Annotated in this window: 9 protein-coding genes and 1 pseudogene; 6 read left to right on the forward strand and 4 right to left on the reverse strand. The window is 40.8% G+C overall.

The genetic code is table 11. The features are described from left to right. Positions 1–176: 176 nt before the first annotated feature. The gene (locus QZY09_RS04880) at positions 177–704 is read right to left on the reverse strand and encodes a hypothetical protein (RefSeq protein ID WP_295668918.1); all 528 of its coding nucleotides are present in this window, start codon (positions 702–704) and stop codon (positions 177–179) included. A 507-nt stretch (positions 705–1,211) separates the two neighbouring features. Between QZY09_RS04880 and QZY09_RS04885 the strand changes: the two genes are divergently transcribed. From QZY09_RS04885 to QZY09_RS04905, 5 genes and pseudogenes are all read left to right on the forward strand, one after another. Further along, positions 1,212–1,838 (forward strand): hypothetical protein, encoded by a 627-nt coding sequence (locus tag QZY09_RS04885; RefSeq protein WP_295668921.1) that lies wholly within the window; start codon positions 1,212–1,214, stop codon positions 1,836–1,838. A 224-nt stretch (positions 1,839–2,062) separates the two neighbouring features. Next, positions 2,063–4,216: a carboxy terminal-processing peptidase gene (locus QZY09_RS04890; protein ID WP_295668923.1), complete on the forward strand. Its 2,154-nt coding sequence runs from the start codon at positions 2,063–2,065 to the stop codon at positions 4,214–4,216. Positions 4,217–4,426: 210 nt separating this feature from the next. Next, positions 4,427–5,218 carry a DUF1835 domain-containing protein gene (locus tag QZY09_RS04895; protein ID WP_295668926.1) on the forward strand — a complete coding sequence of 264 codons (792 nt, stop codon included), beginning with the start codon at positions 4,427–4,429 and terminating at the stop codon, positions 5,216–5,218. Between the two features lie 58 nt (positions 5,219–5,276). After that, positions 5,277–6,260: a hypothetical protein gene (locus QZY09_RS04900; protein ID WP_295668929.1), complete on the forward strand. Its 984-nt coding sequence runs from the start codon at positions 5,277–5,279 to the stop codon at positions 6,258–6,260. 49 nt (positions 6,261–6,309) lie between these two features. Beyond that, positions 6,310–7,056, forward strand: a pseudogene (locus QZY09_RS04905) (SDR family NAD(P)-dependent oxidoreductase). Positions 7,057–7,229: 173 nt separating this feature from the next. Here the strand turns inward: QZY09_RS04905 and QZY09_RS04910 are convergent. Then, entirely contained in the window at positions 7,230–8,828 is a 1,599-nt protein-coding gene (locus QZY09_RS04910) for a family 10 glycosylhydrolase (protein WP_295668941.1), read from the reverse strand. 327 nt (positions 8,829–9,155) lie between these two features. Here QZY09_RS04910 and QZY09_RS04915 point away from each other — a divergent pair, with 327 nt between their 5' ends. Continuing rightward, positions 9,156–10,067: a hypothetical protein gene (locus tag QZY09_RS04915; protein ID WP_295668932.1), complete on the forward strand. Its 912-nt coding sequence runs from the start codon at positions 9,156–9,158 to the stop codon at positions 10,065–10,067. Positions 10,068–10,136: 69 nt separating this feature from the next. Here the strand turns inward: QZY09_RS04915 and QZY09_RS04920 are convergent, their stop codons facing one another. After that, entirely contained in the window at positions 10,137–11,687 is a 1,551-nt protein-coding gene (locus tag QZY09_RS04920) for a HAMP domain-containing sensor histidine kinase (RefSeq protein ID WP_295668935.1), read from the reverse strand. A gap of 348 nt (positions 11,688–12,035) precedes the next feature. Continuing rightward, the coding region (locus QZY09_RS04925; RefSeq protein ID WP_295668938.1) for a hypothetical protein at positions 12,036–13,241 on the reverse strand (1,206 nt) is incomplete at its 5' end.

Here is a 13,241-nt window from a genome sequence, read left to right on the forward strand (position 1 = left end):
AGGCTGATCTCTTCCTTATTCACATCTCCAAGCGGTTGAATGTAGATTACTTTTGACATATCCGCATTCAGCCATGCCAAAAAAACATATACCGGGAGTAACAATAATCTCATCGAGAAAGATACGCATTATGTTAATGGCTAATACAAACCGCATACTTGTATTCTCCTTTTTTATCATTTTTTAGCCACCGCCTCCGGGAAGGTCCGCTGTTTTTCATCATATAGCACAATCTTTCCGTCTTTCACCATTACGTCGTCGGTATAATAAATGGAATCTGTTTTGCCATCGTGATCGGTCATCTTTTCAGTGTACCACAGTGTAACCCAGGTTGCTTTCTTGTCAGGATAATAAACCGTCATCCAGCTATCAAATTGCTTGGATACAGTAGTTGACGCAACGCGCATAGCACCGATTACTTTGGTGAGGCTGTCCCGGCTGCCTTTAAAATGGAATTTATCGGCAATAAATTCCGAGGTATCGGCAAAATAAGCTGTACTGCCTTTGATGTCACCAGCGACGTATTTTTTGAGGCAATTGAGCACCAGAAGGGCATTATGCTCATCACCCGGCTGCCAGTTGATGGAATACCTGGGTTTGAAAGGATAATTAAGGGAATCGGGTTTTGTAGCTTCCGTTTTTGTGCCGTTTTTACAACTGAACAATCCGAAACATAAGATAATTAAAAGGACGGCTGATTTCATTCACATAAATTTTATACCGTAAATATAAATAATTGTACTTCAATATAAAATGCCACCGTCTTATTAAGCCTCGTATAAAGTCTTGTGCTTTAGGATTTAAACGTCAAAAATAGCGTAACAATCACTAAAAATACGGGTACAAAAACGCGGATACATTCCTTTAAATTATATGATCCGTTAACAAAAACTGCTTTGAAGGCGGATACTTCTGATTCGATAAAGTGACTCATGGCCTTGAATTTTAATTGTTAATACTGCGGGAGCTCATTTCTGAAAACCCCAATAACGGAGTTGCACGGAATGAATTCACAAACGAATATACCCTTATAAATGATGATAAAAAATGCGCTTGAACAGGTTGAAATGTGATTATTGACACAAAAAACCGAAATGGATCTTCATGTTTTGCGGGCAATATTTGCCGGCGTATTGCGTTCGCTTAGTAATTGCAATTTTCATCATATTATATTTAACTTTGCAAGCTGATTAAAGCCCTAAGGATTTTAAATGAAACTTTTACTGGTCATTTTTTTTGCCGCCACATGTACTTCGGCCTCGGCCCAATGGTACCGCGTCGACCAGCTTTTAAAGAAAAGGGCCACCCGCACTCCTTACGAAGATCTTTCAGGAGGGCGGTATATTGCCCGGTTCAGGGCGGAGAAACCCCCTCATCCAAAAATTTCCCCCGTATTGATCGATCAGTCCCAATACAGCCTTGAAGCGTCTGAAAATGTGGTGATGCAGTTGGCCCAGCACAATATGCGCTTCCGGATCTACAATGATGCCAGCTATAACTTCAGCGACCTGGCGCGTTTATATATTAAACAAAACAGGCTGTCAGAAGCTAAATGGTATTTGCTTCAAAGCAATAACATCTCCCGCCAGCAAAATGACGATAAACATACCATCGAAAACCTGGTGGAACTTGCCAGTATAAAAGCTATAATGGGTGATGTGCTGCTGGCACGGCAAGACCTTGCCGAGGCACATGATCTGGCCTATGCTAAAGGGTTAAACCAATACTATGAAACCATCGAACTGGCGACCCAATATTTGAACCAAAACAAGCAGCCCAAACAGCGGCCGGTATTAATTTATGCGGATGGTGCGCAGAATAAAACCAAAGCCGAATAATAAAGTGGCCTGTAAATCAGTTCTAAACCTGCTTGTTTTGTAACAATACAGTAAAAAGCAAAATGTTTTGTGAAACAATTAAAACATTATTGTATAATTGTTATTCATAAAAAAGAGACAGCAATTCAGGCCGTCTCTTTTTTGTTTACTTTAGCGAAATCATTTATCAGCAGGCACCAGAATTGATGTTTTATTTAGTCCCCGATTTAAAAAGCGTAAGAGATATGTTCAAGAAATTTTATTTATTGCTGGTGGTTGGCGCAGCACTCGCCTGCCATGCAGCACCGTCAAAGCCTATAAAAGTTGCCGGTTCAAATGATCTGCAGCCCGACGAACAGCAGAGTATTGTTTGTCGCACCGTATCTGAGCTGATAACCAACTATAACTATAAAAAAGTTCCCCTTAATGATTCATTGTCCGAGGTGATCTTTAACAGGTATATCAAAATGCTCGACGAAAGCCACAATTATTTATTGGCTTCGGACATTGCTGATTTCAGCAAATACAAAACTGTTTTGGACGACGATGTAAAAACAGGTAACCTGAACGATGTGTTTTATATTTTTAATGTTTACCAGAAAAGGTATATCGAGCATATCAACTATTCCATAGCCCAGTTGGATAAAACTTTTGATTTTGATAAAAACGAAAAATTTGTTTTTGACCGCGACAGCCTGCCCTGGGTAGCTTCACAAAGTGAAATGGACAATATTTGGAGTTTACGGGTTAAATACGACCTGCTCAACCTTAAACTGGCCAACCCCGATCTGGCAAAAGATAAAGAAACTTTAAAAAAGCGTTATCAAAACCTGCTGGCGCAAACCAATAAACTAAACAACCAGGATGTTTTCCAGGTGTTTATGGATGCCTTTACCAATGCTATCGATCCGCATACCAATTATTTTACGCCTTCAAACGCGGCAAATTTTAATATCGATATGTCCCGTCAACTGGAGGGTATCGGCGCAGGTTTAAATATCGACAATGATTATATCGTCATCAAATCAATTGTTCCAGGCGGACCTGCCGATAAAAGCAAACAATTGGGCGTTGATGACCGCATTGTTGGCGTAGGACAAGGTAAAGAAGGGGAATTTCAGAATGTGATCGGTTGGAGGATTGAAAATGCCATCGCTCTTATCCGCGGAACAAAAGGTACCGTTGTAAGGCTGGAAATATTGCCTAAAAGCAGCAGCGTTTCATCCAAACCAAAAGTTGTGGAAATGGTACGCGAAAAGATCATCCTGAAAGATGAGTCGGCTAAAAAAGAGATTAAGACGTATGATTATAATGGGAAGACTATAAAAATTGGGGTAATATCAGTTCCCGCTTTTTATATCGACTTTAACGATTATAAATCAGGCAACCCTAACTATAAAAGCACCACCCACGATGTTAAATTACTTATTGACTCCTTAAAGCAGCAAGGCGTTGATGGTATTGTAATGGATATGCGCGAAAATGGAGGTGGTTCATTAATGGAAGCCATCGAACTCACAGGGTTATTTATTAAAACCGGCCCTGTGGTACAGGTAAGGAGCGCGAATGACCAGGTGGAGCAAGATAAGGATGAAGATCCTTCAATTGCCTATTCAGGGCCATTGGCGGTGCTGGTTGACAGGTTCAGCGCTTCAGCTACCGAGATATTTTCGGGCGCTATCCAGGATTACGGCCGCGGTATTATAGTAGGTACGCAAACTTATGGCAAAGGATCGGTTCAAAACGCTATCGACCTTGATAAGGTGATCCAAAGCTCATTGCGCGACAGGATTGCCTCTTTAATGGGTAAAAATGGCAAACCGGTATCAACAGGCAGCCAAAGTGTTTTTGGCCAATTGAATTTAACCATCGCTAAGTTTTACCGCATTACAGGCAACTCAACCCAGCATAAAGGAGTTATGCCCGATATCCAGTTCCCTTCAGTTATCCCAATGGATAAATATGGCGAAGACACTGAACCTTCGGCAATGCCATTTGACATCATCGAAAAATCAGATTACACCAAAACCGGCGATTTTTCAGCTGTATTGCCACAGCTAAAAGCTTTGCACGAACAACGCATGCAAAAAAGCGCCAGTTATAATTTCCTGATGGAAGACATCGCTAATTTTAAAAAGCACGATAGTGAAAAAAGCATTATCCTGAATGAAGATCAGCTTAAAAAACAAAGGGAGGCAGATGAAAAGAAATCATTTGCCGATGATAACCAGCGCCGTGTAGCCATGGGCCTTCAGGAATTAAAACAGGGACAGCCAAAACCAAGGAATGAAGACCTTGACTTTTTAAAGAAAGAAGCCGGGCAAATTTTAACAGATTACATTACGCTTGACCCCAAGTATACCAATACAACCGGTACCCCCGGGAAGTCCGGCAAATAAATAAAATTGATGTTCATCATAACAAAAAATCCTGGCCTGGCCAGGATTTTTTTGTATACAGGCAACGGTAATATGCTGTTAACCTGATCGATAGTAAAAAACAATGCAGCCGGGTTTAGCTTAATCATCATAAATATTGTTACAAAATGAATTGTGCTTGCTGAAAACAAAATCATAGCTTTGATTTTTGAGCTTTAAGCTTTTACCTCTATGAGTATCCTCCATATCCTTAACGGCGATTCAACTGCGCTGGGTTTTGAAGAAACCGGTCTTGAAGGCGATGTATTGGTTTGGCGTGAGGTATTATCGGAGGGGCCGCTGGCGGAAAATATTACATCGGCAAGTTTTTGGAAAAAACGTTCGGAGTGGATTAGTGAGACCTTTAATGACACACCTGAAAATTACCAGCAAAATGTGCTGGATCAGCTGGCCAAACTGGATGATTTATATGACGAGATCAACCTGTGGTTTGAGTTTGACCTTCATTGCCAGGCAAATCTGTTAGGAATAATAACCTACCTGAAACAAAAAACAGATCTTTCCGCCCCGGCTACTTATTTGATTTGCCCAAATGATTACCCGGGCAAAGACGATTTTCGCGGCATGGGTGAGCTAGACGGCGAAGAACTGGTTTATTTGTACGATACCATAAGAGTGCAGCTGAGCGAAATTGATTTTGTGCTTGCGGCGGAAGCCTGGGCTGTTTACACCACGCGGAATGCGGAGAGACTTCAAAGTTTTTTAAATAATACTACTTTCTGGGGCAGCCTGCACCTGTTAAAACCTGCCCTATCCGCCCAGCTTCAAAAGCTGGCGGTTAACGACAAAGGCCTCAACTACATCGAACAGAGATTAGTGGATATTTATAATTACGGGTACAAAACCTGGCCCGAGATCCTGAGCGTTTTTTTGGAAAAAGAAAAAATATATGGCATGGGCGATATGGAGGTCAATATTTACCTTCAAAAGCTGATCAGAAAAGAATTGGTTGTCCTTAATTAATTAACCTTTAGCCTGCCGGGCTATCTGTTTTTTTGCTATTTTAGGGGCAACCTTAAACATGAAAAAAATAATCTCAACCTTACTTTTGTTTGCAGCGCCGGTTTTTCTGATGGCACAAACCATATCGCTCACCGGTAGTGTGAGAGATCAGCATGGAATTCCTGTTGTTTACGCCTTTATACTTGACCAGCAGCAAAGGAACGCCACATTTACCGACTCTCTGGGCAATTTTAACCTGAAAGTTGAACCAACGTCGCAACTAAATATCAATTGCAATGGTTATCAGGATGATTCTTTGCAGGTTGGCGGTAAAAATCACCTTGAAATTGTGTTGAAACAAAATCCGGTGAGTATTTCTGGCGGCGAAAAACTAAAAAACAAAGATCTTGACATTTTGCAGGAAGCATTTAAAACCAATAGTTCGCAGTTACTGGGGGGCCACCTTAATGGCATTGGCGCAATGGTTTATACGGAGACAAGGGAGACTGTTGGCAGCCGTTTTTTGTTTAACCAGTGGGTGCATGGCTACGTTATAAAAAACGATGGCAGCCTGGTGCAAATGAAAGAGGTAACATTTAATTACGATAAAATGGCCGGTGACCTTTACCTGGCTGTAACCAATGCGTCGGTAATGCTGGCTGATAAAAATGTTATAAAATCGTTTTCGGTGTTTAGCCCAAAGGGACAGCTGATGACTTTTGAACTGGTTAGCCAGGTCAGTAAAGATTTTTACCTGCAGGTGATCAGCGCCGGGAGTAAATATAAAATATACAAATTGTTTATCACCAAATTTGTTCCTTCAAATTATAAAAGCGACGGCGTTGTGAGCTCCGGAAATACCTATGATGAATACACAGACGAATATGCCTATTTTATTTGGAACCTGTCGGCAAATACCTTAGCGGTTTTAAATACCAGGAAAAAGGATGTTAAAGCGGCATTTGCTGCTGAGGGAAGCAAATTAACCGACTATATGACCGCCCATAACAATAAAATTGACGAAAATTATATCAAGGGCCTGGCAGATGCAATGAACCAGTAATACCTTATATTTTTTACCTGTTGCAAAAGATTATTTACTTTGCAATACCATGAAAAAAACGTTCCTCATCAGCGGGGCGGGCAGCGGCATTGGCCGGGCCATAGCACAAAAACCGGCATCAGAAGGGCATCAATGTATTTTACTGGGCCGCAATAAGGCAAATCTTGAAAAAATACTTGAAACGCTGAAAAATGGGAAGCATTTAATTTTAACAGCTGATATAAAGAGTAAAGAAAGCCTGGCTGCAGCGGCTTCGCAATTGGGTAATAGGGCTATTGACGGCCTTGTGGCTAATTCAGGCATCGGCGGCGAGAACTATTGGGGAAGCGGTGATCGCTGGCAGGGGATCATCGACACTAACCTAGCCGGCACCTATAATTTTGTAAATACCTTTTTACCCAACTTGGCTAACACCCCAGGCGAAAAACATATACTGATCACCTCTTCTGTTCTGGCAAGGCTTGGCGTTGCAAATTATTCCGCTTATTGCGCTTCAAAAGCAGGATTGCTGGGTTTGATGCGGTCATAGGCGGTTCAGTATGCCCCGCAAAATATACTGGTAAATGCCATTTGCCAGGGATGGGTGGATACTGAGATGGCACAGCAGGGTTTAAAAGGCATTGCCGATGGCATCGGCATCACCAAGGATGAATTCTATGACATCGCTATGCAAAGTGTTCCGCTTAAACGTATGAGCCAGCCAGGTGAAATAGCCGGGCTGGTAGCGTACCTGCTGAACCAGGCCTCCATAACGGGCCAGGTAATTAATATTAACTGCGGCGCTGTGATGATTTAAGAACGAAGAACCAAGAGTCAAGATTCAGGAACCAGGATAAAGATAAAATTGTTAAGCACGGTCAGTTTTTAACCGGTGCCTGATCTGGTTCTAATTGCCTATCCTTCTTTCTTGATCCTTGGCTCTTGATTCTTTGTTCTCGGCTCTTGACTCCTGGCTCTTAAGTCTCCCGTCTACTTTATAATAGCGGCAATTGTAGGCGAAGGTTCGCTTTCATTTTTAAGTCTGTCAATCGCTGTTACTACGTACAAATAGGTTTTGCCCTTTTCAGCAGTATCATCGGTATATGTGGTGTTGCTGTTATATTCTATATCCAGGATGTTTTTTGGGTTCTCCAAATTAACCTGTTCATTGCCATCAAAACGATATATTACATATCCGTAAACCGGTTCGTTATCTTTGGCGGCTAATGGTGTGCCCCAGCGCAATTCAACGGTGTTTTTTATGGTCACGGCTGATGTAAAATTAACCGGAGGATTTGGCGGGATTGAATCGAGCCAAAGCATTTCGGGGGGAAGGGCCAGGTATTTATAATAATTTTCTTTTAACGAGTCAGTGATACCAAGGGGGTTGTTCTCAAGTGACTTTGCGCTAAAATAAACGCTTCCCTGTACGCGGGGGTTATTGCGCTGATATTTGATCTCTTCAGGAATAGCCGAAGGGTCGTTTTTAAATTTGCCGGTGCGGCGTTCACCTAAGCGGTATGCAGCCATACCAATATACAAATGCCGGTTATAGGTATTATTACTCCACCAGTCGAGTAATTTTTCAAAAGGAACCGACCTGTCCCCTATCGGGAAATATATTTGCGGGTTAATATAATCAACCCAGCCTTCTTTTATCCATTTTCTTGAATCAGCGTATAATTCCAGGTAGGACGGCAAACCATGGGTATCAGATCCTTCAGGGCTCTGAAATTTATTAAGCCAAACGCCAAATGGGCTAATGCCAAATTTAATACGCGGGTTATGTTTGTGGATGCTGTCGTTCAGCATTTCTATCAGGGTATCAACATTATGCCTTCTCCAATCGTTAATGTTATCAAAATGGCCACCATAGGCTTTAAATGTTGCAGCGTCATTAATATGCTGTCCTTCAATTCTGTATGGATAAAAATAATCGTCCATATGCACGCCGTCTATATCATAATTGTCTACTACATCTAAAAATACTTTCACAATATAGTCGCGAACTTCGGGGATGCCGGGGTCAAATTGCTTTTTTCCTCCGTAAACAAAAAACCACTCTGGTTTTATCCTGGTCATATGTTGGGGGCTTATTGAAGCAAATTTATTGTCGTTAGTGGCCCGGTAGGGGTTAAACCAGGCGTGCAACTCCATCCCGCGTTTATGGGCTTCCGTTATGGCAAATTGCAAGGGGTCATATGCCGGGCTGGGTGCCTGGCCCTGTTTACCGGTAAGCCATTTCGACCATGGTTCACGGCTTTTTGCATAAAAGGCATCGGCGGCAGGCCTTATTTGCAGCATCACTGCGTTCATACCAGCCTCCTGCAAAAAGTCAAGCAGGTCTGTCAGTTCTTTTTTTTGCTGATCAACCGGCAGGCCGGGGTGGCTGGGCCAGTCGATATTTTCCACCGTTGCTATCCATGCACTTCTGAACTCACGTTTAGGTGCCGGTTTGATCTTAACGGGGGGGGCGGCAGGTTTTATAAGCGTGCTATCCGCCTTTACGGTTGCATTACCCTGTTGGGCGTATGCTTGTAATGTTGTGATTGCAAAAAAAAGAAAAATTAACCGCTGGCAGATGTACATCAATCAAATCATTTAAAAGTTGCAAAGATATGAACTCAGATTAAAGCTGATTTAGTATTAGACATAATAATTAGCGTCTTTTTGTGTTTTAATCATATTGTGCTTATTTTTAACCGCACAAGTAACCAGCTTATATTGAATTGTTTTAAATTATTATAAACCTGAATGATTATTTGTGTTAAGCCAATTATTACGATATTGTTTCGTTGATTTGAGTAAATTAAATTAATTTGACCTTTTTCAAGGTCGTCCAGAGTTAATTTTAAATGATTTATCAATTATTATTAAAGTCCGCATCTAAAAAAATCCAAACTAAAACTAATTACTATGGAAAACCAAACAGGTCAAACACCTAAAAAAAATTCAAATGTCATTTACTTCCTCATTGTGGTGGTATTGGCTTTGCTTGCTACAGATGTGTACTTGTATCTACAAAAAAATAAGTCTGATACCAGGATCGTATATCAGGACACCGAGCGGACCCGGCTGCAAACTGAACTGGATAGCCTGGAAGCCCAGATTGAACAGGTAAACTCCGGAAAAGCCAAATTGTCAACCGAGATGCAGGCGAAAAATGACTCGCTTCAGTCGAAAATTAAAGTTTTACGCCAGGAACTTGCCAAGGGTAAGTTAACCCAGGCCGAACTTAATAAAGCGCAGGAAGATATTAAGCAATTAAGGTATTTTGTAACTAGTTATACCGCACAGATTGAAGAGTTAAAAAAACAAAATACAACTTTGGCCAGCGAGCGCGATACCTTAAAAACGAACCTGGCTGTTGCAGCAAAAAAGGATAGTACACTAAGTAAACAAAATGAAGACCTGGGCGCAAAAGTAAAAGTTGGCTCGGCTATTAAACTAGCTACTGCCGATGTTGTTGCGTATAAAATTAAAGGAAGCGGTAAAGAAGTTGATGTGAAAAGAGCATCGCCTGCAAAAAAGATAAAGATAAATTTCACGGTTGCAAGTAACTCGCTTGCCGAAAAAGGGATGCATGATATTTTTATCCGCATTATTGATCCTACCGGTAACCTGATCACTGAAACCGATTCAGGCAATTTTAATGCCGATGGGCAGGACCTGCAATTTACCTACAAAACATCCATTGATTTTAAAGATGATGGCAGCGTTTATACCATTGACTGGGTAAACCCGGCTGCCTTTCAAAAAGGAACCTATACCGTTTTGCTGTATGCTGACGGCTATACCATGGGAAAAACAAGCTTTATGCTGAAGTAGGCGTTGGTTGAATGGTTGTTTAAGTTGGAATGAGTTAATCAACTCGATCAACTTAAACAACCAATTTTCCTACGCCGAAGGTAAACTGATATAAAAAGTGGTTCCTTCCCCTGTAGCCGTCTCAAACCATACTTTGCCCCCTGCATTTTCAATGGAGTTTTTTACAAAAGCGAGCCCAAGCCCGGTGCCCGAACTTTTTGTAGTGAAATTGGGTTCAAATATTTTTTCGCGCAACCCATCTGGTATGCCATCGCCGTTGTCTTTTACAGTTAGCAACACATTTTTATGGGTAACCATATAATTGATTTCAATCACCCCTAATTTATTTAAAGGGGTGGCTTCGATGGCGTTTTTAAGTAAATTATTGAAACAACGCAGCAACTGATCGCGGTCGGCGAGTATAAAAAATGGTTTATCAGATGCCTGGTTTACAATTTTAATATTGTCCATTTCCTTAAAAATGGTAACAGCCTGGGCTAATATGTCAAAAATATTTAAACGCTCAAGTCTGGTTTCGGGCATTTTTGCAAACGCCGAAAATTCAGATGCGATGGAGGAAAGGCTTTCGATTTGTTCAACAAACGATTTGCTGAACCTTTCAAACTTCTGATCGAACTTTGGATCTTTGTCCTTCCATGATTTATCCAGCAGCTGCAGACCAAGTTTTAATGGCGTTAACGGGTTCTTAATTTCGTGAGCCACCTGTTTGGCCATTTCACGCCAGGCGCTTTCCCTTTCTGATTGTGCCAGCTTTTGGGCACTGTTTTCAAGCGCAGCTATCATTTTATTGTATTCTTTTACCAGGGCGCCAATTTCATCGTTCCGGTCCCACTGTATCGGCTCGTTTTTTTGGCCGTAAATGGTTTTACTTAAACTATACTGAATAAAGCTTAATGGCGAAGTTATTTGCCGGGCAATAAAAACGGCAAATAAGCCAATAGCCATAAATACTATTGCATAAACATTTATCATCACATTTAGTAAGGAACCGATATGTTCTTTATAATCCGATTCGTTCGAAAAATAAGGAAGCTGTAAATAGGCTATCGTTTCGTTGTTTGAATTGCGTATAGGCATAAATGCCGCGGTATAATTTAATAATCCAATTTTTTCGTCATTTGTATATTCTGATTTTTGCAGGTCCCTGAGATTGATAAAAGCCCGCGTGTTCATTCTCCTGGCCTGCAAGCCGTATTCGTATATTTTGGGCTGGGTAGTAACCAGGGCTACGCCATCCAAATCAAATAAAGTAAGATCGGCGGAGTAAGCGTTGGCAAAATTGTCAAAATCAACCTGGGTAGCCTCATTTACGTTTTTAAGGTATTTTGAATATTGGCTATTTTCAAAAGCTGTGGCTATTTTATGTATTTTGTCTCTTATGGTTTTATTTTGCTGTGTTTGGTACTCAGTACTTATGGAGAGGTAGGTAATAATACCAACCATCACCAAAGTAGCAACAACCGCAAAAACCATTGAAAACTGTATCCGGGTTTTGTACAACACCAGGCCAAGGTTTAATTTGAAATTCCAGTTGAATCGGTTATTTTTAATGCTCAATATCCTGAGCCTCATCCACAGCCAGCGCGCCGAAATAACCAGAATGCTGAATATTAGGAACACGACAAAAAAGAAGGTTATGGAGGCTATGCTAAAAACAAGCGGCTTGTTTTCTTTACTTACTACGATTAGGGTCCTTCCGGTAGGTTTGTAAATTAAATGGCTATAGGTAGTGAAATGCATAAACCACTCGTCACCATTGTATTTTGTGTTTTTGAAAACATATTTACCTGTTACCCCTTCAAACTGGTTATTTGAAAGATCATAAACAAAATTGCCGCTTTGGTTAAATAATTTATTATCGCTATAAAAAGCGTATGAATAACCTTTAAAATCGTCATCCTTATCCGGTTCGCCATCAACCAGCAGGCCAGGAAAAGATGGTGCAATTTGTATCGGTTTTGATTTTAGTTAGATGACTAATGTTCCCGACCGTTCGCCGTTTTGCTTCAACGGCAGGATAGCAAAATAACTCAGGAAACCGAACGATTCGTTTTCCCGGTAAAAATAGTCAGATACCTTATAGGAACTATAAAGTACCATATCTTTAAAAACACCCAGTTCAAAATTCTTGTCATTCGAAAGCGGCTCGTCCTTTTTATCAAATGCAAATATTTTAAACTCATATTTTGAAAGGTAACCGCTAAAATAAAGCTTCTCCAGCCGGATCCTAATAAAGTTGTTGTCATGTCCGCTATCCTTAAAATATTGAACGATGGAAGAATCGGCGATAATTTTTTTCTCTAATCTGTTAAAGTTAAAGTCAGCCTGCGCGTCGTCAGGCAATTCCAGTTTTTGTACAAATGTCTTACGGGTTTGTATTTCTTTAACAGATTCAAAATAGTTTAGTTTAATGGATGAAATTAATGCGCACACCAAAACGATGATGGCAAGGGAGGCCGAATCGAGTTCGCCCCTGTTTGAGCGGTATGCGTAAGCCCTCATGGCAACCAGAATGCCCCACAGGATGTAAAAAAGAGAAAAACCCTGGTAATAAGCGGATACGGCAGTAGCCAAAACAATGCTCGCAGAGAAGATCAGGGTTTTATAGCTATTAGTTATGGAGAGTTTAAATGAAACCGCAAGGAAGAACTCAACCAGGAGGTAAAAGATCATAAAACTAAAGCATAGCATTAATATGCCAAGAAAGCTGAAGAAGGAAAGGTTAAGCACATTGGTTACATCAAAACTTATCTTCGAGTTAATCACAACGCCGTAAAAAAGATTTACCAGAGAAGTTGAGATGCCAATAAGCGCAGCGATCAATATAACATATATAAAGTATGACCAGGGCGGGTTAATTGCCTTTTTTATGAGTTTTTTTCGCTGCTCGTATAAAAAAACAACGAACCAGCTCACAAATAAAATGTTGATGCACAGATCGCCCAAAGAGGGGTAAACCATACTTGAACCATAAAGCTGCGGACTGAATATTTTAAGTTGATAAGAAAAATCGGGCCAGCCGTAATGGAGATTAACAAACCTTATTAAAATGATAAAGCTGCCTAAAAATAGTATTGAAAGGATAACAAAACCTTTACGGGCGATGAAATTGCAAATGTTGCGGACTAACAAACAAAGGCTGATAAGCGTTAATACCCATAAAGCCAGTTGGTA

Origin of the sequence: uncultured Mucilaginibacter sp. (assembly GCF_903913935.1) — a bacterium.
GTDB lineage: Bacteria > Bacteroidota > Bacteroidia > Sphingobacteriales > Sphingobacteriaceae > Mucilaginibacter.

Bases quoted from the DNA above. Each gene is read 5' to 3' on its own strand.
- QZY09_RS04880 (WP_295668918.1), bottom strand. From the start codon at position 704: ATGAAATCAGCCGTCCTTTTAATTATCTTATGTTTCGGATTGTTCAGT.
- QZY09_RS04885 (WP_295668921.1), top strand. From the start codon at position 1,212: ATGAAACTTTTACTGGTCATTTTTTTTGCCGCCACATGTACTTCGGCC.
- QZY09_RS04890 (WP_295668923.1), top strand. From the start codon at position 2,063: ATGTTCAAGAAATTTTATTTATTGCTGGTGGTTGGCGCAGCACTCGCC.
- QZY09_RS04895 (WP_295668926.1), top strand. From the start codon at position 4,427: ATGAGTATCCTCCATATCCTTAACGGCGATTCAACTGCGCTGGGTTTT.
- QZY09_RS04900 (WP_295668929.1), top strand. From the start codon at position 5,277: ATGAAAAAAATAATCTCAACCTTACTTTTGTTTGCAGCGCCGGTTTTT.
- QZY09_RS04910 (WP_295668941.1), bottom strand. From the start codon at position 8,828: ATGTACATCTGCCAGCGGTTAATTTTTCTTTTTTTTGCAATCACAACA.
- QZY09_RS04915 (WP_295668932.1), top strand. From the start codon at position 9,156: ATGGAAAACCAAACAGGTCAAACACCTAAAAAAAATTCAAATGTCATT.